The following is a 25,881-nucleotide window of genomic DNA, read 5'->3' as shown; positions in this document are numbered from 1 at the left end:
CCGGGCCGTCAGCCGACCAGCGCGCCGACGCTGAACGTCACCGCCATCGCCAGCGCCCCGCCGAGCACCAGGCGCAGCACCGCGCGGACCGGCCGGGCGCCGCCGAGCCGGGCGCTCAGGTAGCCGGTGGCGGCCAGCGCGGCGATCACCACCAGGAACGTGACGACGACCCGGACGTGCGGCGGCGGCAGCAGGATCGCCGCCAGCGGCAGCAGCGACCCGGTGGTGAACGCGATCGCCGACGCCAGCGCGGCGTGCCACGGGTTGGCCAGCTCGTCCGGGGCCAGGTGCAGCTCGACGTCGGCGTGCGCGGCGAACGCGTCGTTGGCGGTCAGCTCCAGGGCCACCTGCCGGGCGGTCGCCGGGGTCAGGCCCTTCGCCTCGTAGAGCACGGCCAGCTCCTCGAACTCCTCCTCCGGGAAGTCGGCCAGCTCCCGGCGCTCCTTCTCCAGCAGCGCCCGCTCGGTGTCGCGCTGGCTGCTGACCGAGACGTACTCGCCGAGCGCCATCGAGACCGCGCCGGCCACCAGCCCGGCCAGGCCGGCGGTCAGGATCGGCCCGGTCGACGTAGTCGCGCCGGCCACGCCGACGACCAGCCCGGCGGTCGACACGATGCCGTCGTTGGCGCCGAGCACGCCGGCCCGCAGCCAGTTGAGCCGCCCGGCCGCGGACTCGTCGTGCGGCTCCCCGGGATGCGTCACCGCCCGCGTCATCGGGCGCAGAGCTCCACCACGCGGGCCGCGTCGCCCCAGGACAGGGTGAAGCCGGAGCCACCGTGCCCGTAGCAGGCGACCACCCGCCCGATCCGCTCCAGCCGCCGTTGCGACCGGGCCGGGCGCAACCCGACCGCGCGGGACAGCACCGGCTGCCCGGCCAGGGCCGGGACGAGTCCGCGCGCCCGTTCCAGGATGGCCGCCTCGGTCGCCGGGTCGACCTGCTCGTTCCAGTCGCCGGCCTGCCCGGTCCCGCCGCAGACCACGTCGCCGGCCCGGGGCACGACGTAGGTCAGCCCGTCCGGGTGGTCGTTGTCGAGGATCCACTCGGTCAGGCCGGGGTTCGCCAGCCGGACGACCTGCCCGCGGATCGGGTAGACCTCGTCGTCCCCGCCGAGCAGCGCCCCGGACCTGAGCCCGGCCGCCACGACGATCAGGTCGTCCGATTGGTCCGCGAGGTCGTCAAGTTCGGCCCGGGTGGTGGCGACGCCCAGTGCCGCGACCCGGGCGCCGAGCCACTCCAGGTAGCGGCCGGTCTCGACGACCGGCAGGACGCAGCGCACCCCGTCCGGGACACGTTCACTGCGGGGGATCGCGGTGGTCCAGGCCAGGTCCGGGTCGGCGTGCCGGATCCGGACCAGGCCGGACCGCATCACCACACCGCTCGCCGGATCCTCGGCCAGGCTCTCGAGCCGCCGGTAGGTGACCCGCGCCGACTCCAGGACGCCGTCGTCGACGGCCACGTCGTGCGGGAACCAGATCGCGGCCGCGACCGCCGAGACGCTGTCCCGCGCCGCCCGGTCCGCGACGATCCGCACCCGATGACCGGCGACCGCCAGCTCGTGCGCGACCGTCAGGCCGATCGCCCCCGCCCCCACCACCATTACCCGGCTCACGCCGGCAACCGTAGGCAGAGCGCCGACCCAGAAACAAGATCAGGCCGGTCGTTACATTTTCCGGTGTCCATGGCAAACGAGAAACGGCGGCCCCACCGAACCGGTGGGACCGCCGTTCTTCAGATCTGGATCAGAGCGAGCGGATGTTCTCCGCCTGCGGGCCCTTCTGGCCCTGCGTGATGTCGAACTCCACGCGCTGGTTCTCGTCGAGGCTACGGAAACCGCTGGCCGAGATCGCGGAGAAGTGGGCGAAGACGTCGGGGCCGCCACCGTCCTGGGCGATGAAGCCGAAGCCCTTGTCACCGTTGAACCACTTCACGGTACCTGTAACCATGTCTGCTCCTTCGCAGGCTGCTGGAGACCACACTGTGCGGTCTCCTCGCACGCCGCTGCGTTGATCACCCGCGCCGAACCGACACGTAACGAAAAAACGCCCGCCAGGTTGAGATAACCCGTCAGGCGTTGAAAACGTCTTTGGAAATCAAAACTGCAACGCAACGAACGTAGCACAGAAAATTTTCGGCGCCGCTCGTTTCAATCCGGCGATCCCCATCACAGGAACTGCCACGTTCATCCCGTAGAGTGGTGTACGGATCGGTCTGCCGGTGTCATCGGCAGGCCGGCGTCTACCGGGCGCTCTGCGAGTCTCGGCGGTCCCTACCGACAACCTCCAGGTTCAAGGGCCGAGCGAATCCGTGCGCCATCGACTTCGGAGTGCATGACTGACGCCTGGCCGATCGGCCCGGTGTGACCGTGCACCACCGAGACCAGAGGAGAACCACTCTCGTGTCAGTTCCGACCACGGTAACCACCTCAACGTTGCGCGACAGGGGAGCGGCGAGTTTCCACGCCGCTCTCGCCCGGGTCCTCACGGCCGGGCTAGAGGATGCACTGGAAGCCGGCGACCACGCGAGGGCGATCAGCCTCATCAACCGCGGCTTCGCGGAAGGCACCACCCAGATGGGTTGCGATCTGCTGTGCCGGGCCAGTGAGGTCATCGGCGCGGCGCGCACCTGGACGGTGCAGCTCGCGCCGACGTCCCAGATGCGTCAGCGCTCCGCCGCCGAAGGCAACTGACCTCCGGCGCTCCCGTCTTGAAAGGTACTGGCCGTACTCTATAGGGTACGGCCAGTACCTTTTTTGCGAGGAGGGCTCCTGTGCGCGTCTTCGGGATGACCTACGACACCGGCTTCGTGAGCGCCGGGTCCACCACCCACGAGCCGTTCGATCCCGCGGCCGTGCGGCGCGACCTGCGGGTCATCCGGGACGAGTTGCACTGCGACGCCGTGCGGATCACCGGCGGGATCCAGGACCGGCTCGAACTGACCGCCCGGCTCGCCGCCGAGGCCGGCCTCGAGGTCTGGTACTGCCCGTTCACCAACGGACTCGACCGCGCCGGGCTCCTGGCGTTCGTCCTGGACGGCGCCGAGCGGGCCGAGCGGCTCCGGCGGTCCGGCGCGGCGGTCGTCTACGTCACCGGCTCCGAGCTCGCGATGGTCACCGACGGCTTCCTGCCCGGCCGTGACCTGCCCGAACGGATGGCTTTGCTGACCGACCCGGCACGGTTGCGCGCGGCGATCCCGGCCGCCCGGGCCGCGGTGCGGGACTTCCTCGCCGAGGCGGTGCCCGCGGTGCGGGAGCGGTTCGGCGGCCCGATCACCTACGCGTCGCTGCCGTTCGAGGCGGTCGACTGGGCCGGGTTCGACATCATCGCCAGCGACGCCGGCTACCGGGACGCGAGCAACGCCGCGACGTTCCCGCAGAGCCTGGCGGCGGCGGTGGGGCAGGGCAAACCGTATGCCGCGACCGAGTTCGGCTGCTGCACGTACCGCGGCGCTGCCGACGTCGCGGGCGCGGGCGAGCCGGTGACCTACGACGAGCACGGCCGTGCCGCCGAGCTCACCGCGGACCTGGACCGCGACGAGGAGGGCCAGGCCCGCTACCTCGTCGACCTGCTGCGCGACTACGAGGCCGGCGGGGTCGAGGCGGCGTTCGTCTACACGTTCGCCAACCGGCACCTGCCCACCACCGGCGACCCGGCCCGCGACTTCGACCTGGCCGCCCGCGGCGTCGTCCGGGTCCTGCCCGACGGCTCCTGGACCCCCAAGGCCGCTTTCCACGCCCTCGCGGCCTTCGGTCGCGCCCGCCGCTGACTTTCACGATCACATGCTTGCCGACGTACGCCGTCAGCCCCGAAACCACCTTGATCACGGTCAATAGGATGGCCATGGGCCGGCGCACGCCGACCGTGGCACATTTCGGGGGATGAGTGCGGGACTGGATCGGACTCGGCGTCGCGTTCGCCGGCCTGGCCCTGATGTTCGGGGCGCTGGTGTCGGAGATCGTGCGGTTCATCGTGTGGCGGGCCGGGAAGCGCGGCCGGTTCCGGGACTTCCTGCTCCCCGGCGGCAAGCCGTCCTACCAGCCCTGGGTGCTGATCGGCCTGCTCGGCCTGACCATGCTCCAGCTCGGCCCGGCGATCTACGGCTTGCACACCTTCTGGCCGGCCGCCGGCTTCGCGGTCGTCACGGCTCTCTACGCCGCGGCCCTTCACCAGCAGCGGCACGCCCCGAAGCCACCCGCCTGATCGCCGCCGGAGGGGTCTGGCCGTGGACGAACAGCGGGTTGATCAGGTCGAGCCGCGGACGATCAGGGTGGTGGGCAACGCGGTCGGCGCCGGGGTGGCGGTGCCGAGCAGCATCGCCATGATCGATTCGGCGGCGGCCGTGCCGATGCCGGTCTTGTCCTGGGCGATCGTGGTGAGTCCGGGTGGGATCAGCGCCGCCACCTCGATGTCGTCGAACCCGATGATCGCGAGGTCGCCGGGCACCCGCAGGCCGGCCTCGTGCCCGGCCCGCAGCGCCCCGACCGCCATCTCGTCGCCGGCCGCGAACACCGCGGTCGGCCGGGGATCCCGCGCGAGCAGCTGCTTCATGGCGATGTAGCCCCTCTCCAGATACCAGTCACCGGCCACCACGTCGGCGTCGTCGAGGGGCACGCCGGCCTCGGCGAGCGCGGCCCGGAACCCGGCCAGCCGGTCCACGGCCGGCCAGGCGGGCGGCGGCCCGGTGATGGTCGCGATCCGCCGGTGACCGCGTTCGATCAGGTGCTGCGCGGCCAGGCGCCCGCCGCCGGTGTTGTCCGACGTGACGTACGTGCAGGACGGCCCGGTGAAGCGCAGGTCCAGCGCGACGCAGGGCACCCCGGCGTCGGCGAGGGCGAGCACGGCCGGGTCCCGGCTGCCGTTGTCGATGATCACCACGCCGTCGACGTTGTGCCGCTGGACCGCGCGCCGGAAGCGCTGCCGTTCGTCGAGCCCGGGGCTCTGGTCGGGCGCGAGCATCAGCAGGTGCAGCCCCTGGGCGCTGAGCGCGCTCTTCAGCGCGACCAGGATGTCCTGCAGGAACGGGTGCCGCCACCCGGGCCGGCGGTGGTCGGTGTCCCAGACCAGGCCGACCATGTTGGACTTCTTGGTCGCGAGGGTGCGGGCCGACTCGTTCGGCAGGTAGCCGATCTCGACGGCCATGCCGAGCACGAGCTGACGGGTCTGCTGGCTGACCACCTCCGGTGAGTTGAAGACCCGGGAGACGGTGGCGACGGAAACGCCGCACCGACGTGCCAATTCCCTGATGCTGGACACCCTGATACGCCCCTATGTAACCGGTTTCATGACCGTAACATCGACGTGTCGCGCGGGTCAACGACGTGGATCTCGTTACCGGTTCGTGACTTGACATGGCGGGCATCGATGACGGCAAACTCTTGGCTCAAGGGCGCACACCCCACCCCGATCCGGAGCGCCGCGCACCCTGATCCGGCTGCTTCCCCCGTACGCCAACTTGGTTTTGATTTTTCGTGCTCTGCGTCGTGTAACCGGTTTCATGAAACCGGTTACACCCGATGAAGGGAGACTTCGGCATGCGTCTGTCCCGAACAGCGCGCGTCCTCGCCGCGGCCACGGCCGCCGCAGTGATGCTGACCGCCTGCGGCTCCGGCGGTGGCGCCGGCAGCGACGGCGGCGACATCACGCTCAACGTCAACCTGTTCGGCAACTTCGGCTACCAGGAGCTGTACAAGGAGTATTCGCAGGCGCATCCGACCATCAAGATCGCCGAGCACACCGCCGCCTACAACGACCACCACCGGGACCTGGCCACCCACCTGGCCACCGGGACCGGGGCCGGCGACATCGAGGGCGTCGACACCGGCTTCATCGCGCAGATGCGGGCGGTCGGCAAGCAGTTCACCGACCTGGGCACCGACCGCGCGTCGCAGTACCTGCCCTGGAAGTGGCAGGCGTCGCTGACCAAGGACGGCCGGCAGATCGGGTACGGCACCGACGTCGGCGGCCTGGCCATCTGTTACCGCCGCGACCTGTTCGAGCAGGCCGGCCTGCCCGCGGACCGGGACGCGGTGTCCGCGCTGTGGGCCTCCGGCTGGGACAAGTACATCGCGGCCGGCAAGCAGTACACCGCGAAGGCGCCGAAGGGCACGGCGTTCTTCGACGGCGGGGGAGCGCTGTACAACGCCGTGATCGGGCAGGCGCCGGAGGGCTTCTACGCCGCCGACGACAGCATCGTGGTCGGCACCAACCCCGAGGTGCGCAAGGCCTGGGACCTGGTCGTGCAGGCGATCCAGAGCAACCTGTCGGCCAAGCTGATCGAGAGCTCGCCGGAGTGGAACAACGGCTTCGCCAAGGGCCAGTTCGCCACGATCGCCTGTCCCGCCTGGATGATGACCAAGATCAAGGACCAGGCCAAGGCGTACGCCGGCAAGTGGGACGTGGCCGCGGTCCCCGGTGGCGGCGGGAACTGGGGCGGGTCGTACCTGACCGTCCCCAAGCAGGGCAAGCACGTCGACGAGGCGAAGAAGCTGGCCGCCTGGCTGACCGCCCCGGAGCAGCAGGCCCGGATCTTCACCTCGAAGGGGCTGCTGCCGTCGATCCCGGCGCTCTACGACAAGCCGGAGATCGCCCAGTTCAAGGATCCGTTCTTCAACAACGCGCCGGTCGGCACGATCTTCACCACCGCCGCGAAGCAGCTCAAACCGCAGTACCAGGGCCCGCGCACCGGTGACATCCAGACCACCATCCGCGACGGCCTCGTCCGGGTCGAGCAGGGCAAGCAGACCTCCGAACAGTCCTGGCAGCAGACCGTCAGCGACGTCGGACGTCTCAAGAAATAGGCCAACCTCGCACGGCCGGCGGTCCTTGGGGGGACCGCCGGCCACCCCGGTGACGAAGGATTGACGATGACCCTCCCCGCACTGAGCCGGCTCGACACGAAGGGCTCGCCGTACCTCTACGTCCTGCCGTTCTTCCTGCTCTTCGGCGCGTTCGGGCTGTTCCCGCTGATCTACACCGGGTACGTCTCGTTCAACGACTGGAACCTGCTGGACGCCGGCGAGCACACCTGGGTCGGCCTGGCCAACTACCGCGAGCTGCTGCACGACCCGTACTTCTGGAACGCGCTGGGCAACACCCTGAGCATCTGGCTGCTCTCCACCGTCCCGCAGCTGCTCGCCGCGCTCTGGATCGCGCACCTGCTCAACCACCGGCTGCGCGCCCGGACCAGCCTGCGGATGGGCGTGCTGCTGCCGAACATCACCTCGATCGTGGCCGTCACGATCGTCTTCACCCAGATGTTCGGCCGCGACTTCGGCATGATCAACTGGCTGCTCGGCCTGATCGGGGTCGGCCCGGTCGACTGGCAGGCCAACACCTGGAGCTCACACCTGGCCATCTCGGTCATCGTGGCCTGGCGCTGGACCGGCTACAACGCGCTGATCTACCTGGCCTCGATGCAGGCCATCCCGCACGACCTCTACGAGGCCGCCGAGCTCGACGGCGCGTCGTCCGGCCAGCAGTTCCGGCGGATCACCGTGCCGCAGCTGCGCCCGACGATCATCTTCACCGCGGTCATCTCCACGATCGGCGGCCTGCAGATCATGGCCGAGCCGCTGCTGTTCGCCGGCACCTCGACCCCGACCGGCGGCTCCGACCGGCAGTTCCAGACCGCCGCGCTGTTCATGTACGAGCAGGGCTTCCGGGAGTTCCGGTTCGGCTACGCCTCGGCGATCGCCTGGACGCTCTGCCTGGTCATCGCGGTCTTCGCGGTCGCCAACTACCTGCTCACCCGGCGCATCGCCGACGACGAGGAGTAGGCCCCGCCGTGACCGTTCTAGATCAAAGATCAACTGCTTCTTCGGGTACGGCCGGAGCACCGCCCCCGCGCCGATCCCGCCGCCGTGGCCTCGGCTACCCGCGGCGGGCGTCCGTCTGGACGTACGGCGCCCTGCTCGCGGTCGTCGCCGGGTCGGTCTTCCCGCTCTACTGGTCGCTGGTCGTGTCGTCGCAGACCAGCGAGGCGGTCGCCCAGGTGCCCCCGGTCCTGATCCCCGGCGGCCACCTGTTCGACAACATCGCGCGGGTCTTCGACACCACCGACTTCGCCCGGGCGCTGCTCAACTCGCTGCTGGTCAGCACGTCGGTCACGGTCTCCGTGGTGTTCTTCTCCACGCTCGCCGGGTTCGCCTTCGCCAAGCTGCGCTTCCGCGGCCGGAAACCGCTGCTGGTGCTCGCGATCGCCACCTCGGTGGTGCCGCAGCAGCTCGGCATCATCCCGCTCTACCTGCTGATGGCCAAGCTCGGCTGGACCGACCAATTGGCCGCGGTGATCGTGCCCGGCCTGGTCACCGCGTTCGGCGTCTTCTTCATGACCCAGTACCTCGGCCGCGCGGTCCCCGACGAGCTGCTCGAGGCCGGCCGGATCGACGGCTGCACCACCTTCGGCCTGTACTGGCACGTCGTGCTGCCGGCCGCCCGCCCCGCGGCGGCGGTGCTCGGGCTGTTCACGTTCATGCAGGCGTGGAACGATTTCTTCTGGCCGCTCGTCGTCCTGCAGAACAACGCCACCGTCCAGGTCGCGCTCTCCTCGCTGGCCAGCGGCTACACCACCGACTACACGCTCACCCTGACCGGCACGCTGCTGGCCACGCTCCCGATCCTGGTGATCTTCATGGTCCTCGGCCGGCAGATCGTCGGCGGCATCATGCAAGGAGCAATCAAAGGATGAACCCGTTCGACCTGCCCGAGATGCCGGCCGGCTTCGTCTGGGGGGCCGCCACCGCGGCCTACCAGATCGAGGGGGCGGTGGCCGAGGACGGCCGCGGCGACTCGATCTGGGACACCTTCTGCCGCCGGCCGGGCGTGATCGCCGGCGGCGGCTCCGGCGCGGTGGCCTGCGACAGCTACCACCGCTGGCGCGACGACGTCGACCTGCTGGACGGGCTCGGGGTGGACGCGTACCGGTTCTCGGTCGCCTGGCCCCGGGTGCTGCCGGCCGGGCACGGCGCGGTGAACCGGGCCGGCCTGGACCACTACGACCGGCTCGTCGACGCGCTGTGCGAACGGGGCATCCGGCCGTTCGTCACGCTCTACCACTGGGACCTGCCGCAGGCGCTGGAGGACGAGGGCGGCTGGCGGTCCCGGGACACCGCGGAGCGCTTCGCCGACTACGCGGCGGTGGTCGCCGGGCGGCTCGGCGACCGCGCGGGGGACTGGATCACGCTCAACGAGCCGTACGTGTCGGCGATCGCCGGCTACGCCGAGGGCCGCCACGCCCCCGGGGCCCGGGAGGGGCACGGGGCGCTCGCCGCCGCGCACCACCTGCTCGTCGGGCACGGCCTGGCCGTCGAGGCGCTGCGCTCGGTCCGCCCGCAGGCGCGGGTCGGCATCACGCTCAACCTGTCCCCGGCCGTGCCGGCCACCGCCACCGCCGCCGACGAGGCCGCCGCGAACCGGATGGACCTGCTGCTCAACCGGCAGTTCACCGACCCGGTCCTGGGCGGTACCTACCCGGACGGGTTCGAGCGCCTCTACGCCGGGGTGAGCGACCTGTCCTTCCGGCGCCCCGGTGACCTGGAGCTGATCGGCGCCCCGCTGGACTTCCTCGGGGTCAACTACTACTACCGGATCCACGCCGCCGACGTGCCGTACGAGCAGAGCGACCCGGTCAAACGCACCGCGAACGACATCGGGGTCCGGTCGGCGCCCCGGCCCGGGGTGCCGCTCACCGACCTGGGCTGGCCGATCGAGCCGCAGGGCCTCTACGACACGCTGACCGGGCTGGCCGGGCGGTACCCGGGCCTGCCGCCGGTCTACGTGACCGAGAACGGCGTCGCCGAGGTGCGCGACGACCCCGGCGCCGACCCGGCCCGCATCCGGTTCGTCGCCGAGCACCTGGCCGCGGCGGCCCGGGCGGTCACCGACGCGGGGGTGGACCTGCGCGGCTACTTCTACTGGTCACTGATCGACAACTTCGAGTGGGCGCGGGGCTACGGTCCACGGTTCGGGCTCGCCCACGTGGACTATTCGACCGGTACCCGGACACCCCGGGCGAGTTACCACTGGCTGCGGGAGCAGCTCACCCTCCGTACGCAAAAATGAGGTGGAATTTGTCTCAACCTTGATCCCGGAGGCAACCTAATCGGATCGACGAGCGTCATACAGACATGGGTTTCACACGCCTGAGGGCGTATCTGGTGGTCGGCGTCCTGGTGGTCGCCGCGATGGTGGCCGTCGGGATCGCGGTGTTCCGGGACAGTCAGGGCGGGACGACAGCGGGCAGTGACTGCCCGGCGGGCACCACGCCGGCCAATCTCGCGCTGCCGAAAGAGGCGAGTCAGGTGAAACTGCGGGTGCTCAACGGCACCAAGACGCCGGGTCTGGCCGAGGCGGTCAGCGACGAGTTCAAGGACCGGGGCTTCGTGATGCAGCCGGCCAAGGACAACAAGACCAAGGTCGCCCAGGTCGCCGTCATTCAGTACGGGCCGAAGGCGATCGGCGCCGCGCAGTGGATCCGGGCCTACTTCCTCGGCGAGGCCAAGCCGGAGTACGTGCCCACCCGGACCACCGACGTGGTCGACGTGGTGATCGGGTCGAAGTTCCAGGACCTGGCCACGTTCACCGAGGTCAACCAGTCGATGGCGCAGATCGGCACGCCGTCGGCGCCGCCCGGCACCTGCGCGATCGGGGCCTGACCCGGCGGTTGTCGATCAGGGGGAGGGCCGGCTTCCGAGCCGGCCCTTTCGCGTCAGGCCTCGGCGCGCGCGGCTCCCGTCCGCCCGCGACGTGCGTCCGCTGCGGCGACCAGGTCCGCAGGATGGGCACGCCGACGGCGGTCTCGGGGATCAGAACGGGGCGGGACCGCTGCCGGTCAGCGACACGAGCATCTGCGTCGCGAGCAGCTTCCGGACTCCGGTGACAGCCACCGGCCCGATCTGGTCATACGGTAATTCCAGCGACAGGCCGTCACTGGCGTTGCGGAGGTCTTCACTCGTCTGGTCCGGCCGGAAGGTGCCGCCCCAGCCCTCGATGCCTCCGCGCTGATTGGTGCTGAGCGAAGCCATGCCCGACACCTGAGTGCCGTCGATCAGGGTCAGCCTCGCCGGCCCGGAGTAGGTCGTCATAGGGATAACCGTATCGGGCTCGCCCGGCGCCGCGGCCGACAGGGCGAGACCTGGACCGAGTCCGGCACCCCGGCGGGGTCAGCGCACGGCGGTCGCCCGGCGGGCGAAACCCTCGCTCTCGCGGCGCAGCGACGCCCGCAGCAGGGCGCCGAACAGCACCGACGTCACCCCGGCGAGCGGGCCGGCGGTCTCCAGCACGAGCGTCATCCGGGTGCCCGCGCCGGCCGGTTCCAGCAGGTGCCGGCCGGTCAGGCGCAACCCGGTCCGCCGCGTCGCCCAGGTGAACTCGCGCATCGGCTCCAGGCGGGTCACGGTCCAGATCGCGGGGGTCTGCCCGGGCTGGTCGAGCCGGGCCGCACTGCCGACCCGGAGCTCCCCGGAGTCCAGCCGGGTCAGCCGCCGCACGGTCGGCAGGAAGGCCGGCCAGTCGGCGATCCGCGTGGTCAGGCCCCAGACCACCGCGACCGGCGCGTCGATGAGGACCGTCTCCTCGTATCGCATTCAGTCAATGTACCATGTGGTACACATCCGGATTCCCGCGACGACCTGCCGGCCGAGGTTCGCCCGTTCGGGCGTCTCCCCGGTCAGCCGCCGGCGCCGAAGGCCGAGGTGTCGACGATGCGGTCGGCTCGGTCGGGGGTGGCGTCGGCGGTGAAGAAGTCGTCCTCCTCGCGCATCCAGGTCTGCCACAGCGCCTCCTTGCCGGGGAAGGCGCTGTCCCGGGCCAGGCCGCGGGCCAGCCGCAGCTCGGCGGGCGCGTCCACCCAGACCGCGTAGGTCAGGCGCCCGATCGTGTCCCGGCGGGTGCAGGTCACGCCTTCGAGGATGATCGTCGGCGCCCACGGCTGGGTCTTCCAGTCGCCGAGGGTGGAGCCGTACCAGTCGGTCCAGTCCCGGGCCTGGTAGGTCGCGTCCCGGCCGGCCAGCAGCGGCACGAGGACCTGCTCCTCGAAGCGCGGCCACCACCCGGCGAAGCGGTCCCACGACACGAAGTCGTCGATCTCGATGATCGGAGCCGCCAGCAGGGTCGCCAGCCGGCCCGCGAGGAAGCTCTTGCCGGTCCCGCTGCGCCCGTCCACGCCGACGATCCGGATGCCGGACACCGGCGGGCGGGCGAGCACGGACGCGGCGATCTCCGCGGCGATGTCGAGGGTCATCCCACTTTTCTACCGGATCGTGTGACGGCGATCATGCCCCTGTCGAGGCAACGTCCGGGCGGTGCCGGGCGTCTATCTCTATGGGCGGACAGTGCGCGCCGCGGGCCGGAACGGGACCGCGGCGACTGATCGGCCCTGCCGCCCGGTGCGGGCGGCGCTGACCTGGCGACAGCCGTCTCGACGCCACCCCGTCGAGACGGCTGTCACCAGCAAAAACCGTTAATTCTGCGGGGGTACGTCACCGGCCCCGGAACCCCAGGTGCGGCTGGGCGTCGCCGCCCGGGTGTAGACGAGGCGCCCACCGTCGCGGACGGCGGTCGCCGGCAGCCACGCCTTGCTCCGGGGCTTCCCGTCCAGCTTCAGGCCCGTGACGTAGTTCCCGTCCCCGGGCGCGTCGATGCTCAGCGACCGCCCACCGGCCAGGTGCACGACCGCGCGCGGGAACAGCGGCGTGGTCAGCGCCAGCTCGGCCCGGGTCGGCACGGTCGGGTAGAGGCCGAGGGCGGAGAAGACGTACCAGGCGCTCATCGTCCCGGCGTCGTCGTTGCCGGGGATCCCGCCGGTGCCGTCGCTCCAGCGCCCGTCGATGATCGCCCGGACCGTCTCCTGCGTCTTGTACGCCTGCCCGAGGTAGTTGTAGAGGTACGGCGTCTGGATGTCCGGCTCGTTGGTCGCGTCGAACTTCGTGCTGCTCGTCGCGGTCAGGTCGAACGTCCCGTCGGGCTTGCGGAAGAACGCGTCCAGCCGCTCGGCCGCCGCCGCGTTGCCGCCCATCGCCGCGGCCAGCCCCGGCACGTCGGAGTAGACCATCCAGGTGTACTGCGCGCTGCTGCCCTCGACGAACCCGGTCCCGGTCGACGGGCTGAAGCCGGGCGCCCAGCTCCCGTCGGCGTACCGGTCCCGCATCCAGCCCACGAACGGCCCGTCCGGCGGGGTCGGCGTCGCCACCGCGGGGTCGGCCAGTTCGAGCTCGCCGAGCTGCACGATGTCCTCGCCGCCGTTGGCGGTCACGTCGAGCCGGTAGTACCGGTACGGCTTCGGCGCCGCCACGGTGTACTCGACGGTCTGCCCGCGCTGGGCGAACGCCTGCCCGGTCCGCGCGTCGACCACGTCCCAGGTCGCGCCGTCGTCGCTGCCGAGCAGCCGCCAGTCCTTCGGGTCCCGGCCGGGCTCGTCGTTGCCCGAGGTCAGCGCGTACGTCGTGACCGTCTGCGGCTGCGCGAGCTGCGCCTGCACCCAGCCGGTGGTGGCGAACGTGAGCCACTTCGTGCCGCGGTCCCCGTCGAACGCCTTGGCCTTGCCCTCGTACGGCGGGTTCTCGCCGCTCGCGGTGACCGCCGCGATCTGCTCCCGGATGTTGTGCTCCAGACCGGCGTCGGCCTTCGCGGCCGGGTCGAACACGTTGCGCCAGTTGTGCGACCGGTCCAGGAACGTCTGCTGGTTCGCCTTGTCGCCGAGCGCCCCGGCGAGCCGGGACAGTCCGTAGTCGGCGGCCGCGTCCTCCAGGGTCTCGGCGGCGCCGCCCCAGCAGTGGCAGTCGTCGGCCGGCACGTAGCCGAGCCGCAGGTACTTGTCGAGAGCGGGGCGCTGGCCGACGCATTCGACGTTGCAGCCGGCGTCACTGCTGTCGTTCGCGGTCGGGACCGTGGCCGCCCGTACCAAGGAATCGAAGGCGCCCTTGACGTCGAAATCCCGGGCGCCGAACGCGTGCATGGCCGCGATCGCCGCCGCCGAAGGATCGCCGGACATCACCGCGGTCTTGCCGTGCACCAGCAGCCAGCGGTCCCATTCGCCGTCGCGCTGACCGGCGTAGTTGTACAGCGACTGGGCGAAATCGCTGGCCATCGCCGGGTCCAGGATCGTCAGCAGCTGCACCTGGGCGCGGTAGACGTCCCAGCCGGAGAACGTGCCGTACTGGGCGTGCTGCTTGCCGCGGAGCGCGTGCGCGACGTCGTCGGCGCCCCTGTACTGACCGGTGACGTCGCTGGTCAGAGTCGGTTCGAGCTGCGCGTGGTAGAGCGCGGTGTAGAACGTGCGGCGCTGCGCCTCGGTGCCGCCACCGATCGCGATCTTCTTCAGCCGGGCGGTCCACGCGGCCCGCGCCTTCGCCGCGATCTGGTCGAAGCCGCGGCCTTCGCTCTCGGCGGCGAGATTGGCGCGGGCGCCGTCGAGGCTGACGTACGAGACGGCCACGCGCATGCCCACGCTGGTCGTGCCGGGCGCGAACGTCACGTACCCGCCGGAGCCCTTGCCGGCGTTGGGCCGCCCGGCCGCGCTGTACCCGCTGCCGCCGCTCTCGTCGGTGCCGCCCGGCGTGAGCGTGGCGTCCTTCCAGGTGCCGGTCGCCGCGAACGGCTGGTCGAGCACCGCGACGAAGTGCAGCGTGTAGTAGGCGTGGCTGTTGTCGGTGCTCTGCGGCCCGCAGAAGTTCCCCGCGCGGACCGAGCCGGTGACCGTGCGGGTGGCCGCGTCGAGGTGCACGGTCGCGGCTTCGCTTCCGGTCTCCGACAACGACGTACGGAAGAGCAGGTTCGCCGGTTTGTCGGCGGGGAAGGTGAACCGCCCGGCCCCGGTGCGCGGCGTCGCGGTCAGCTCGGCGCCGGCGCCGCTGTCCAGGTCGACGGCGTAGTAGCCGGGCTTGGCGCTCTCGTTGGCGTGCGCGAACGTGCTGGCGAACGCCGCGTCGGTGGCGTCCGCGGTGGGGGACGTGGCGACGTCGCCGACCTGCGGCATGACCGGGATGTCCCCGTTGCCGCCGGAGCAGCCCACGCCGCTGAGGTGGGTGAGGCTGAAGCCCCGGATCTTCGTGGCGGTGTACTGGTAGCCGCCCGGCGCCGGCGTCGAGATCTGGTTGCCGCGCGAGGTCTGCGGGCTCCACGCCAGCATCCCGAACGGGGTCACCGCGCCCGGGTAGGTGTTGCCGAGGTTCGTCGTGCCGATGAACGGGTCGACGTAGGCCGCGGGATCGTCGACGAGCGGTACAGATGCGGCCTGAGCTGCGACAGCGCCGATCGGGACGCTCAAGGCAACCCCCAACAGCACTGCGACGGTACGGGATCTGAGCACGCGGCCCTCCACAATGACATCGATGTCAGTCACCATTGGAAACAAGGTTTATTCGACAAGCCTCGATGTGTCAACCGCGTGGACCATGCCTACCCACGGCAGGGTGTGGCTGGCTGCCGGGGCGCCGCCGATACTCGATCCGTGGACAACAGACGGCACCTCGGGGAGTTTCTGCGGACCCGCCGGTCGCAGGTGCGGCCGGCGGACGTGGGCCTGGCGGAGTACGGCGACCGCCGGCGCGTGCCCGGCCTGCGCCGCGAGGAGCTCGCGCTGCTGGCCGGGGTGAGCGCCTCCTACTACGCCCGGCTGGAGCAGGGCTATTCGCTGAACGCCTCGCCCGAGGTGCTCGACGCGATCGCCCGGGCGCTGCGGCTCAACGACGCCGAGCGCCGCCACCTGCGGGACCTGGCGGCCGGCACCCGGGCCCGGCCGGCGCCGCGCCGGTCCCCGCCGGAACGGATGACCGCCGAGCTGGAGCAGCTGGTCGAGGCGCTCGGGGAGGCGCCGGTGGTGGTGCTCGGCCGGCACAGCGACGTGCTGGCCTGGAACCGGACCGGGCACGCCCTGTTCGCCGGGCACCTCGACCCGGCCGCGCCGGATCACGTGCGGCAGCGGCCGAACCTGGCGCGACTGGTGTTCCTCGACCCGCACACCCGGGAGCTGTACGCGGACTGGCCGGTCAAGGCGCGGGCGGTGGTCGGGACGCTGCGGGTGGCGGCCGGGCGGTACCCCGACGACGCGGCGCTGTCGGCGCTGGTCGGGGAGTTGACGGTGCGGAGTGCGGAGTTCACCGACATGTGGGCGGCGCACCGGGTCAAGGCCGGTGGGGACGCGACCTACGCGATGCGGCACCCGCTGGTCGGGGCGATGACGGTCACCCAGCAGGCGCTGCAGACCGAGCAGGGGCACACCGTGGTGATCGCGACGACGGTGGCCGGGTCACCGTCGCGGGCGGCGATGGCGCTGCTGGCGCACAGTGTCGCGTTCGCGGAATCGACGGAATCGGCGCGCCCACTCCGTACCGAATAATTCTTCTCTTTCTTTTGATCTGGCAATGCGTGCGGTGCTGCCGTGCGCCCGAAAAACGGAGAACGGATATGAACGAGATCAAGCTGGGCGACGTTCTGGTGAGCCGGGTCGAGGAGATGCACGGGCCGATCATGCCGACCGGGGCGTTCTTCCCGACCATTCCCGGCGCGGCCTGGGAACGGCAGCGGGACGAGCTCACCCCGGACCATCTCGGCGGCGAGATGGTGCACACCGCGATGCAGAGCTGGGTGCTGCGCAGCGAGGGCCGGGTGATCCTGATCGACACCGGGGTCGGCAACGGGAAGTCCCGGCCGGCCGTCGAGGCCTGGGATCACCTGGATCTGGACTACCTCGGCAACCTGGCCCGGGCCGGGGTGCGGCCGGAGGACGTCGACGTCGTGGTCAACACCCACCTGCACCTCGACCACATCGGATGGAACACCAGAATGGTCGGCGGGGAATGGGTGCCGACCTTCCCGAACGCCACCTATCTGATGCCGCGCGTCGATGTCGAGTACTGGAACCCGGCGAATCACCCGGGACTCGTCGGGCACGTCAACCAGAATGCGTTCGAGGACAGCGTCGCGCCGGTGCTCGCCGCCGGACAGGTGCAATTGTGGGAAGGGCACCACGTGATTGACGGGAATCTGCGGCTGGCGGCCGCGCCGGGGCACACCCCGGGTGCCGGTGTGGTGAAGCTGGTGTCCGGTTCCGATCGGGGACTGTTCGCCGGCGACCTGATCCACACGCCGCTGCAGTTGCGGGAGCTGGGGCACAACAGCTGCTTCTGCGAGGACCCGGCCGAGGCCGTTCGCAGCCGTCGTGAGCTGCTCGGTTGGGCGGCGGACAGCAACGCGCTGGTGCTGCCGGCGCACCTGAGCGGGCACGGCGCCCTGGAGATCGAGCGGCACGGCGACGCGTTCGCGGTCAAGGGATGGGCACCGTTCGATCGGCTCTGACCATCGGCCGAACGGCACTGTCCAGGCCCGACACCCGGCTGATGAATTCCGGCCGAATGCCGGGTACGGTGGGCCACCGAGCAATTCCGGGCCGGTAATTCGCCCGAATTGCCGGATGGAATATCGTGCGCCCGGAAAGATGAGCCGTGACTGATATCGAGACCTACGTCATCGAAGCCGAATTGACCGAGGAGGCCGCGGGGCGCGGCATCGAGAACGCGGTCAAGGGGCGGCATTCCGTCGCGCGGAAGTATGTGATGTGGGTGCGGGGCCGCAATCCCGCCGCGACGCCCGCGGAGATCGTCACGGTTCTGGAGCGCCACTACCTCACCGCCATCACGGTGGCCGGTGGGCTGGTGACGGCCGGCAGCATCGCGCTGGAGGTCGGCATCGGGTTGCTTCCCGGCGGCGGCGCGGCGAAGGTGGCCGGCCGGGAGGCGGCGAAGGTGGCCGCGAAGCGGGTCGCCAAGGAGATGGCGCTGAACGCCACGAAGATGGGTGCCCAGCACGTGGTGACCAAGGTGCTGCCGGCCGGCGACGAGCAGCTGCAGTTCGAGATCACCGCGCTCTACGCCCTGGCCCTGGCCGACCTGCACGGCATGGTCCTGGACCAGGACAAGACCCACACCCTGATCTACGGCCTGACCAACGAGCGTGTCGCCCAGGGCCAGATCGCCGGCATGGCCGCCGATCTGGCCCGGTCGTCGGGCGCGGTCGACGTCGGCCGGACCATCGCGGGCGGCCGGCAGGACTGGTCGCACTGGGCCGACACGCTCGCCCACACGCTGCCGGCCGGCGCCGCGCAGCAGCTGATGCGCGGCATGCAGACCGGCAAGCTGGAGGACGTGCGCACCGGCCTGGGCGCGAAGCAGCAGGCCCTGGTGGAGTACAGCGCCGGCGCGGTGGCCGGCGGCGTCACCCGCTTCACGTTCGGGCGCGAGGTGATCGAGGCGGCCCGGGAGGCGTTCGCCGACGCGCCCGAGCAGTTCCCGGCGCACCTGGAGCTGCGGGAGAAGACCGAGGAGGAGCTCGAGCCGAACCGGGCGCTGGCCGCGATGCAGGACGCGGCCCGCTCGACCGGGAACTGGCTGGGCGGGTCCGCGCAGACGATCGGGAGCGGGGTCGGCACGGTCGCCGGCACCGTGGCGCGTCCGTTCCAGAGCGTGGACCTGGACGGCGACGGCATTCCCGACGAGGCGCAGGCGCTGACCGTGGTCAAGGGCGCCGGGGCCGCGATCGCCGGGGCCGCGACCTCGGCCGCCGGTGCGGCGACGTCGGTGGCCGGCGCGGCGGGCTCGGCGGCGGGGAAGGCCGCGTCGTCGGTCGCCGGGCTGGTCTCGTCGCCGTTCAAGTGGAAGAAGAGCAAGGCCGCCGAGTGACACCGGCCGGCGGCCCGGGACTTCCCGGGCCGCCGGAGCGGTCACTGCAGGCGGAAGCTCTGGGCCGCCGTGCCGTTGCAGGTGTACTGGACCAGCTGGACGCCGTCCGCGGTGCTCGCGGCCGGGACGTCCAGGCACTTGCCGCTGTTGCGGTTCACCAGGTGGTAGTAGCCGCCGGTCTCGGCGACCGGCTGCCACTGCTGGTTGTTGCCGCCGCCGTACGTCCAAGTCTGGATCTTGGCATTGTCGGCGGTGGAAACGTCGGTCACGTCGAGCGCCTGGGCCGCGTTGCCGCGGTTGTTGATCCGCACGTAACCGCCGCTGGTGGTGGCGAACTGGTACTGCTGCGCGGTCGAGGCGTTGCAGGTGTACTGCTGGATCGCGGTGCCGCTGACGGTGCCGGCGCCCTTCGCGTCGACGCACTTGCCGCTGTTCTTGTTGATCACCGAGTACCACGCGGCCGGGTCGATGGTGCCGGTCGGCGGGGGTGTGGTGGTGGTCTGGCCGCCGAGCCAGAGCAGGCCCTGGATCAGCCACTGGTTCTGCTGGGCGCTCTCGAACGTCGACGACGTACGCGTGTTGGTCTCGTAGTTCATGCCGTTGTGGCCGAAGTTCGCGTACAGCATCTTGTAGTTCTTGTTCGTCCACATCAGCGGGTAGTAGCCGCTGCGCCACTGCTGGTTCGGGTCACTGCCGACCGGGAACGTGGACGGGTCGAGCGACGCCAGGATGTCGATGTTCGGGTTCTGCCGCAGGTCGTTGCTCCACGAGTACCACTCGCTGACCGACGACTGGATGGTCGCGGGCAGCCCGGCGGTGGACGGGTGGTTGCGGTCCTCGATCTTGAGCGTCTCGGCGGTCGGCCCCCAGGTGTTGGAGACGAAGTTCCCCGAGCCCAGGAACGTGTTGTAGTACCAGCTCCAGGAGTTCGCGTCGGTGGTGAACGCGCTGACGTGGAAGCCCAGGAACCCGCCGCCGTTCTGCACGTAGGTCTGGAACGCGGCCCGGCGCTCGGCCGGCGGCCCGTCGTCCAGGAACATGATCACCTGGTAGCCGGCCAGGCCGGAGGCGCTCAGCCGGCTCCAGTCGGTGGTGGCCTCCCAGGTGAAGCCGTTCTGCGCGCCGGCCTTCGGGAACCAGTCCCGGGCCTCCTTGTCGAAGTCGATGTGCGCGGCGTCCCAGGTGCCGTTGTAGAACGCCAGCACCTTGAACGGGGTGGCCGCGACGGCCGGCGCGGAGTGCCCGACCAGGCCGGTGGCGACCGTGGTGAGCAGGGCGATCGTCGCCGCTAGGGCGCGTCTGAGCAGCTTTCTGGCCACGTGGATACCTCGATGCCTCAGGGGAGCGGGGGAGGGCGGCGCCGCTGCGGTACATCCTCAGGTATCGATGGCCGTGCCGCAAGGTTAGGAGTCCTAATAGTTAAACTGGCTGCCAAACGGCCCCGGGCCGGCGCGGCCCGCCCGGCCGGCCCGGAATCGTGTGGGGCCACAATTTCGGCGGGCCGTCAAGAATGTAATTCGGATGGCGAGACATGACCCGGCCGTCGAATGCAATGTCTGCCTTCTCACCGGCCGAATGACGATTCCGTGGTTATTGTTTCCGTTCGACGGAACGGAACCATTGATACGGGGAGTGCACATGCGAGCGGTCGCCGAGGAGCAGCAATTCCTGGACGTGGCAATGGCCCGCCGCGATCAGTTGCTGGAGCAGCTGCGGGCCGAGCTGGCGACCGCCGGCGACGAACTGGCCGCCGCCCGGCAGCGCGGCCTCCGCAAACAGCTGCACGACCTGGGCCGCGCCGGCGACGGCCTGGTGTTCGGCCGGCTGGACGGGCTGGACGGCACGATCCGGCACATCGGACCGGCCGGGCTGCGTCACGAGCACGAGGACGCCGACCCGCTGATCGTGGACTGGCGCGCCCCGGCCGCCCGCCCGTTCTACACCGCGACCGCGCGCGAACCCCTGGGCCAGGCGCGCCGCCGGCACATCCGGACCGGCGCGGGCCTGGTGACCGGCGTCGACGACGAGCCCCTCGACGGCTCCGCGGGTGGTGACCTGGTCGGCGAGGGCGCGCTGCTGGCCGCGCTCGACGAGCGGCGCACCGGCCGGATGTCGACCGCGATCGCGACGCTGCAGCGCGAGCAGGACGACATCATCCGCGCCGAGGCGACCGGTCCGCTGATCGTGCAGGGTGGGCCGGGCACCGGCAAGACCGTGGTCGCCCTGCACCGGGTCGCCTACCTGCTCTTCACCCACCAGCAGATGGCCGACCAGGCGGTGCTGGTGCTCGGCCCGTCGCCGCGCTTCCTGGACTACATCGCGCAGGTGCTGCCGGCGCTCGGCGAGACCGCGATCGTCGCGGCCACCTGCGACACGCTGCTGCCCGGCGTCGCGGTGGGCCGGGCGGAGAGCCGCACGGTGTCCGAGATCAAGGGCCGGGCGCTCTGGCAGGACGCGCTGGACCGGTACGTGACCTCGCTGCTCCCGCCGGCCCGGCCGTTGAGGCTGCGCTGGGCGGGCGAGTTCTACCGGATCGAGGCCGAGGCGGTGCGGCAGGCGCTGGCCTCGGCGACCCGGGGGCGCTCGTACCACCGGGCCCGCGCCGCCTTCGCCGACCAGCTGCACCACCTGCTCGCCGGGGCGGTCGCCGAGCAGCGCGAGGCGCTCCTCGCCGAGATGGAGGAGGGCTACGAGGAGCTGCTCGCGAACTTCGACCGGCGCGCGCAACCCGGCCCGGAGCGGACCGCGCAGACCGGCTCGGACATCGACGGCCTGCTCTCCGAGGAGGAGGTCGAGGAGCTGCGCGAGCGGATCGCCGAGGATCCGGCCATCGCCCGGTTCGTCGAGGCCTGGTGGCCGACCCGGGACCCGGCGCACACGCTGCGGCTGCTGCTCGGCGATCCGGCGCTGCTCGGCCGGTTCGCGCCGGACCTCGCCGAAGCCGAGATCGCGCTGGTCACCGCCGAGCCCGAGGCGTGGGCGCCCGGGGACATCCCACTGCTCGACGCGGTCGCCGATCTGCTCGGGGAGATCAAGACCGGAAATTCCTCGCCGTACGGCGTCCCGGTCGCCGACCGCGCCCGCGACCAGCGCGACTGGGTGTACGGCCACGTCGTCGTCGACGAGGCCCAGGAGCTGTCCGAGATGCAGTGGCACATGGTCGTGCGGCGCTGCCCGGCCCGGTCGATCACCGCGGTCGGCGACATCGACCAGGCCGAGGCGTCGCACCGCAACACCAGCTGGGAGCGGGCCGTGCACGCGGTGCTCGGGGAGCGCTGGACCGCGGCCGAGCTGACCGTCTGCTACCGCACGCCGCGCGAGGTGATGGAGCTGACCGGGCCGGTGCTGGCCGCGGCGGGCAGCCGCAACGCGCCGCCGCGGGCCGTCCGGTCGTCCGGCATCGCCCCGTGGATCCGTACCGTCGCCTCGGCGCATGTCGCCGCGGCCGCGTCGCAGGCGGTCGCCGAGCTCGGCCGGCGGTGGTCCGGAGGTTCCGTCGGGGTGGTCGCCCCGGCGGCCCGCGTCGCCGAGTTGCGGGCCGCGCTCGACGGCGTGCCGGTGCTGACCGCGACCCAGGCCAAGGGCCTGGAGTGGGACGCCACCCTGCTGATCGACGCGGACGGCATCGCCGCCGAGCCGCGCGGCTGGAACGGGCTGTACGTGGCGCTGACCCGCTGCACCCAGGAGCTCGGCCGGCTGGAGATCAGCGATCCGGGGGCGGCTTGACGGGCAAAGCTAATCCGAGTAGCTTTCTGGCTAACGGAGATAGCCGAACCGAATCTGGGGAGAACGACATGACCGAGTACCTGACCGTCGACGGCGGGACGATCGCTTACGACGTGACCGGCGAGGGGCCGCTGGTCGTGCTGGCGCCCGGCATCGGGAACAGCCGCAGCGCGTACCGGTTCGTCGCGCCGCGCCTGGCCGCCGCCGGCTACCGGGTCGCCACCACCGACATTCGCGGTGCCGGCGAGTCCAGCGCGCAGTGGGCGTCCTACTCGCGCACCGACATCGCCGGGGACCTGGTCGCGCTGATCCGGCACCTCGGCGGCCCGGCCGTGCTGGTCGGGCACTCGATCTCCGGCGGCGCCGCCACCATCGCCGCGGCCCAGGCGCCCGACCTGATCAGCGGGATCGTCGAGCTGGCGCCGTTCACCCGGGCGATGGCGTTCAAGCTGGGCGACCTGACGCACCGTGCGTACCGCAAGGGCACGGTCAAGATGGCCGGCACGATGCTGGGCAGCCTCTCCTCGTGGAAGGGCTACCTGGAGCTGGCCTACCCGGGCGCCAAGCCCGCCGACTGGGCCACCGACCTGGCCGGCGTCGAGGCGATGCTGCGCGAGCCGGGCCGGATGAAGGCGCTGCAGAAGATGACCCAGACCTCGCCCGCCGACGCCGGCGCCCAGCTGGGCAACGTCCGCTGCCCGGCGCTGATCGTCGAGGGCACGCTCGACCCGGACTGGACCGACCCGCGCGCCGAGGGCGAGGCGATCGTGGCCGCGATGCCGGCCGGCCGGGCCCGCCTTGCGATGATCGACGGCGCCGGTCACTACCCGCACGTGCAGTTCCCCGACGAAACGGTGTCCCTGATGGTCACCTTCCTGCAGGCGAACGCCCGTGCCTAGGGCCGGCCTCGCCCCGGCTGCGGTGATCGAGGCCGGGGCCGCGCTCGCCGACGAGATCGGCTTCGACAAGCTCAGCATGGGCCTGCTCGCGGAGCGGCTCGGCGTGCGCACCCCGTCGCTCTACAAGCACGTCGACTCGCTGGACGCGCTGCGCCGCGGCATCACGCTGCGGGCCATCGGCGAGTTCACCGAGACGGTGTCCCGGGCCGCGGTCGGCCAGTCCGGCGAGGGCGCGGTCCGGGCGTTCGCCGACGCGTTCCGGCGCTGGGCGCTGGACCACCCCGGCCGGTACGCCGCCACGGTCCGGGCACCCGGGCCGGGCGACGACGACGAGGCGTTCCGCCGGGTCAGCAACGACGTCATGCGGCTGATGTACGACGTCTTGGCCGGCTTCGAGCTGCACGGCACGCACGCCGTCGACGCCGCCCGGGTGCTGCGCTCGACCGTGCACGGCTTCGTCAGCCTGGAGGTGGCCGGCGGCTTCGGCCTGCCCCGCGACGTCGACCGCAGCTTCCGCTTCCTGGTCGACTCGCTGATCGCCGGCTTACGGAACGCCCCGCGCGACAGTGGCGCCGACCCCGGCAGCCGCGAGTTCCACGCGACCTGACCTCAGCCGGCGCAGCACGAGCCGCCCGGGGCGGGGTGGGCCTGCGGGGCCGGGGTGTCCAGGGCCGGGTTCCGGTCGAAGAAGCCGGACGGCTTGAGCGTGAACCCGGTGCGGTCGACCGGCATGATCGGCCAGTCCTCCGGTCGCGGGAAGTGCGTCAGCCCGAAGGTGTGCCACACCACGATGTCGGTCCCGTCGATCTCCCGGTCCGCCTTGACCCAGGTGTCGATGCCGGTCAGGCCGGGGTTCTGGTTCACGAACCGGCCCGCCGGATAGCGCTGGGTGTCGTCCTGCGCGGTCACCCACAGGTGCCGGGTGGTGAAGGCGGCCCGGCGGGCGATCGACGACGACGGGTCGGCGAGCAGGGTCGGCTGCCCTTCCGGGTGCAGCGTGTAGCCGACCGGCCGGCCGACCGCGTTCAGGACCGCGGGGTTGGAGATGTGCCAGGTGCGGCCGACGGTGCCGTCGGCCATCCGGGCGCCGTCCGACTCCGTACGCAATCGGGTGGCCTTTCGGGTGAAAGCGTTCCCGTAGGGATTCGCCGCCGAGACCGGCACCCGGACCGCGTCCACCTCGTCGACCGCGTTGCCGGCCCCGTCGATCGCCATGTCCAGCCGCGCCGAGAACAGGTGCTGGTGGTACGGGGCCCCGACCCCCGGCGCGATCTCACTGGCCCACGGGTAGTCCCCGCCCGGGTGCGCGGACGCGAACACCACCCCGGTCGCCTTGCACTCCAGCTCGATCGTCCCGTCCAGGTACAGGTACCAGTAGAACCCGTAGTCGTAGTTGCCGACGGTGATGAAGAACGAGATGACCAGCCGCCGCTGGCGCCGCACCGACGACGACCCGTTGTACATGTCGGTGTGCTTCCAGAGCAGGCCGTAGTCCTCCTCGTGCATGCAGATCGCGTTCGGCAGGTGCCGCGGGTGCCCGTCGTCGTCGGCGATCACCGCGTCGAAGTAGTGGATCTCGCCGAGGCAGTCGCAGCCGAGCGTGAGCGCGTTGGTGTCCTTGCCGAGCGAGTACTCCCCGGCGTCGAAGTAGTTCTGCCAGAACCGCACCGGCGACGGGTCGCCGTAGGGGACCACCATCTCGGCCACCGACGCCCGGTAGACGATCGGCCGCACCCGCCCGCCGTCGGCGAACCCGATCTGGTGCAGGGTCAGCCCCTCGACCTGGTCGAACCCGATCCGGAACTGCCACTTCTCCCAGGTCACCACGTTCCCGTCGACGCTGAAGCTCGGCCCCTCGGGCTGGGTGATCCGGATCGGCTTCTGGCTGACCCGCTCGACCTGCGGGAGGTGGAAGTCCTGGGCGGCCAGCGGCACGGCGAAGTCGCCGTCGTCGATCAGCTCGACGACCTCGCCGGTGATCAGGTCGACGTAGGCCACGATCCCGTCGACCGGGTGCGCCCACACGTTGTCGTCGTCGCCGAGCTGCAGGAACGACAGGCAGCGCACCAGCCGGCGGCCCTCCTCGCCCGGAATGTCGAACACCCCGGCGCTCAGCGCCGAGATCCGGATCCGGGACGGCTCGGTCAGCCCGCGCCGGGCCATCGCCGCGCACCACTCCGGCGCGGCCCAGAGGATCTTCTCGACCAGCGCGAACTCCTCGCCCATGATCGGCGGCTGGCCCTCGGCCCGGACGTCCACCACCCGGGCGTCGAGGACCTTGCCGTCGGTGAGCGAGACCAGCACGTCCCGCACCTCGCCGGTGGCCCGGTCGAGCAGCACGGTCCCCACCCGCCGGTCCCAGGGATCGCCCGGCCGGTGGGCCAGGACCGCGGCCTTCGCCGGCTCGACCAGCATCACCAGCGGGAAGCGGGTGGCCGGCCCGATCAGCCCGTGCTCGTCGAGGATCCGCCGGTTGTGCGCGATCTCGTCACGGGTCAGACGGTCCAGGGGGTGGGTCACGGCGGCTCTCCTTGTTCTTTGCGGTGCGTCGCAAAGTATGGCACTGCGAGCTGGTGCTTGAGGCAGGTG

Annotated in this window: 24 protein-coding genes; 14 read left to right on the top strand and 10 right to left on the bottom strand. The window is 71.4% G+C overall.

From position 1 onward, the window contains the following. Positions 1-8: 8 nt before the first annotated feature. The 3 genes from L3i22_RS29025 to L3i22_RS29015 form a co-directional block, all read right to left on the bottom strand. Positions 9-713, bottom strand: a complete 705-nt coding sequence (locus L3i22_RS29025; protein WP_255657236.1) for a VIT family protein — start codon at positions 711-713, stop codon at positions 9-11. Continuing rightward, the gene (locus L3i22_RS29020) at positions 710-1,609 is read right to left on the bottom strand and encodes an FAD-dependent oxidoreductase (protein ID WP_255657235.1); all 900 of its coding nucleotides are present in this window, start codon (positions 1,607-1,609) and stop codon (positions 710-712) included. Before L3i22_RS29020 ends, L3i22_RS29025 begins: the two co-directional genes overlap by 4 nt. Before the next feature lie 130 nt (positions 1,610-1,739). After that, positions 1,740-1,943: a cold-shock protein gene (locus tag L3i22_RS29015; protein ID WP_221320701.1), complete on the bottom strand. Its 204-nt coding sequence runs from the start codon at positions 1,941-1,943 to the stop codon at positions 1,740-1,742. A 452-nt stretch (positions 1,944-2,395) separates the two neighbouring features. Here L3i22_RS29015 and L3i22_RS29010 point away from each other — a divergent pair, with 452 nt between their 5' ends. The 3 genes from L3i22_RS29010 to L3i22_RS29000 all read left to right on the top strand — a co-directional run bounded on the left by L3i22_RS29010 (position 2,396) and on the right by L3i22_RS29000 (position 4,196). Beyond that, positions 2,396-2,686, top strand: a complete 291-nt coding sequence (locus L3i22_RS29010) for a hypothetical protein (RefSeq protein ID WP_221320700.1) — start codon at positions 2,396-2,398, stop codon at positions 2,684-2,686. Positions 2,687-2,766: 80 nt separating this feature from the next. Beyond that, entirely contained in the window at positions 2,767-3,762 is a 996-nt protein-coding gene (locus L3i22_RS29005; RefSeq protein WP_221320699.1) for a hypothetical protein, read from the top strand. A gap of 116 nt (positions 3,763-3,878) precedes the next feature. Continuing rightward, positions 3,879-4,196, top strand: coding sequence for a hypothetical protein (locus tag L3i22_RS29000; RefSeq protein WP_221320698.1), 318 nt, complete (start codon positions 3,879-3,881; stop codon positions 4,194-4,196). 42 nt (positions 4,197-4,238) lie between these two features. Here L3i22_RS29000 and L3i22_RS28995 read toward each other — a convergent pair whose 3' ends face one another. Beyond that, positions 4,239-5,231, bottom strand: a complete 993-nt coding sequence (locus tag L3i22_RS28995) for a LacI family DNA-binding transcriptional regulator (RefSeq protein ID WP_255657234.1) — start codon at positions 5,229-5,231, stop codon at positions 4,239-4,241. 296 nt (positions 5,232-5,527) lie between these two features. Between L3i22_RS28995 and L3i22_RS28990 the strand changes: the two genes are divergently transcribed. From L3i22_RS28990 to L3i22_RS28970, 5 genes are all read left to right on the top strand, one after another. Continuing rightward, positions 5,528-6,793 carry an extracellular solute-binding protein gene (locus L3i22_RS28990; protein ID WP_221320696.1) on the top strand — a complete coding sequence of 422 codons (1,266 nt, stop codon included), beginning with the start codon at positions 5,528-5,530 and terminating at the stop codon, positions 6,791-6,793. 66 nt (positions 6,794-6,859) lie between these two features. After that, entirely contained in the window at positions 6,860-7,771 is a 912-nt protein-coding gene (locus L3i22_RS28985) for a carbohydrate ABC transporter permease (RefSeq protein WP_221320695.1), read from the top strand. Positions 7,772-7,902: 131 nt separating this feature from the next. Then, entirely contained in the window at positions 7,903-8,682 is a 780-nt protein-coding gene (locus L3i22_RS28980; RefSeq protein WP_221330209.1) for a carbohydrate ABC transporter permease, read from the top strand. Then, entirely contained in the window at positions 8,679-10,055 is a 1,377-nt protein-coding gene (locus tag L3i22_RS28975) for a GH1 family beta-glucosidase (RefSeq protein ID WP_221320694.1), read from the top strand. The genes L3i22_RS28980 and L3i22_RS28975 overlap by 4 nt, the downstream gene beginning before the upstream one ends. Before the next feature lie 65 nt (positions 10,056-10,120). Continuing rightward, positions 10,121-10,648 carry a LytR C-terminal domain-containing protein gene (locus L3i22_RS28970; RefSeq protein WP_221320693.1) on the top strand — a complete coding sequence of 176 codons (528 nt, stop codon included), beginning with the start codon at positions 10,121-10,123 and terminating at the stop codon, positions 10,646-10,648. 150 nt (positions 10,649-10,798) lie between these two features. Here L3i22_RS28970 and L3i22_RS28965 read toward each other — a convergent pair whose 3' ends face one another. The 4 genes from L3i22_RS28965 to L3i22_RS28950 all read right to left on the bottom strand — a co-directional run bounded on the left by L3i22_RS28965 (position 10,799) and on the right by L3i22_RS28950 (position 15,336). Continuing rightward, the gene (locus tag L3i22_RS28965; RefSeq protein WP_221320692.1) at positions 10,799-11,077 is read right to left on the bottom strand and encodes a hypothetical protein; all 279 of its coding nucleotides are present in this window, start codon (positions 11,075-11,077) and stop codon (positions 10,799-10,801) included. 78 nt (positions 11,078-11,155) lie between these two features. Further along, positions 11,156-11,578: an SRPBCC family protein gene (locus L3i22_RS28960; protein ID WP_221320691.1), complete on the bottom strand. Its 423-nt coding sequence runs from the start codon at positions 11,576-11,578 to the stop codon at positions 11,156-11,158. Between the two features lie 83 nt (positions 11,579-11,661). After that, entirely contained in the window at positions 11,662-12,234 is a 573-nt protein-coding gene (locus tag L3i22_RS28955) for a uridine kinase (protein ID WP_221320690.1), read from the bottom strand. Between the two features lie 219 nt (positions 12,235-12,453). Further along, on the bottom strand, positions 12,454-15,336 hold the full coding sequence (locus L3i22_RS28950; RefSeq protein ID WP_255657233.1) for a GH92 family glycosyl hydrolase: 2,883 nt from the start codon (positions 15,334-15,336) through the stop codon (positions 12,454-12,456). A 105-nt stretch (positions 15,337-15,441) separates the two neighbouring features. On the opposite strand from L3i22_RS28950, the gene L3i22_RS28945 reads away from it, so the two are divergent. The 3 genes from L3i22_RS28945 (at position 15,442) to L3i22_RS28935 (ending at position 18,667) form a co-directional block, all read left to right on the top strand. Next, positions 15,442-16,329 (top strand): helix-turn-helix domain-containing protein, encoded by an 888-nt coding sequence (locus L3i22_RS28945; protein ID WP_221320689.1) that lies wholly within the window; start codon positions 15,442-15,444, stop codon positions 16,327-16,329. Positions 16,330-16,397: 68 nt separating this feature from the next. Beyond that, positions 16,398-17,288 (top strand): MBL fold metallo-hydrolase, encoded by an 891-nt coding sequence (locus tag L3i22_RS28940; protein WP_221320688.1) that lies wholly within the window; start codon positions 16,398-16,400, stop codon positions 17,286-17,288. 146 nt (positions 17,289-17,434) lie between these two features. Further along, entirely contained in the window at positions 17,435-18,667 is a 1,233-nt protein-coding gene (locus tag L3i22_RS28935; protein ID WP_221320687.1) for a hypothetical protein, read from the top strand. Positions 18,668-18,708: 41 nt separating this feature from the next. Here the strand turns inward: L3i22_RS28935 and L3i22_RS28930 are convergent, their stop codons facing one another. Next, positions 18,709-19,986: an RICIN domain-containing protein gene (locus L3i22_RS28930; RefSeq protein ID WP_255657230.1), complete on the bottom strand. Its 1,278-nt coding sequence runs from the start codon at positions 19,984-19,986 to the stop codon at positions 18,709-18,711. A gap of 319 nt (positions 19,987-20,305) precedes the next feature. Here L3i22_RS28930 and L3i22_RS28925 point away from each other — a divergent pair, with 319 nt between their 5' ends. The 3 genes from L3i22_RS28925 to L3i22_RS28915 all read left to right on the top strand — a co-directional run bounded on the left by L3i22_RS28925 (position 20,306) and on the right by L3i22_RS28915 (position 23,899). After that, the gene (locus L3i22_RS28925; protein WP_255657228.1) at positions 20,306-22,393 is read left to right on the top strand and encodes a UvrD-helicase domain-containing protein; all 2,088 of its coding nucleotides are present in this window, start codon (positions 20,306-20,308) and stop codon (positions 22,391-22,393) included. Between the two features lie 68 nt (positions 22,394-22,461). Continuing rightward, a complete protein-coding gene (locus L3i22_RS28920; protein ID WP_221320686.1) occupies positions 22,462-23,292 on the top strand; it encodes an alpha/beta fold hydrolase in 831 nt (276 codons plus the stop codon). After that, on the top strand, positions 23,285-23,899 hold the full coding sequence (locus L3i22_RS28915) for a TetR/AcrR family transcriptional regulator (RefSeq protein ID WP_221320685.1): 615 nt from the start codon (positions 23,285-23,287) through the stop codon (positions 23,897-23,899). Before L3i22_RS28920 ends, L3i22_RS28915 begins: the two co-directional genes overlap by 8 nt. Before the next feature lie 2 nt (positions 23,900-23,901). On the opposite strand, the gene L3i22_RS28910 is transcribed toward L3i22_RS28915, so the two are convergent. Then, entirely contained in the window at positions 23,902-25,851 is a 1,950-nt protein-coding gene (locus L3i22_RS28910) for a primary-amine oxidase (protein WP_304523477.1), read from the bottom strand. Positions 25,852-25,881 lie beyond the last annotated feature (30 nt).

This window comes from Actinoplanes sp. L3-i22 (assembly GCF_019704555.1).
GTDB lineage: Bacteria > Actinomycetota > Actinomycetes > Mycobacteriales > Micromonosporaceae > Actinoplanes.
Note: the sequence above shows the minus strand (reverse complement) of the source record. Positions and strands in the feature narration are given on the sequence as shown.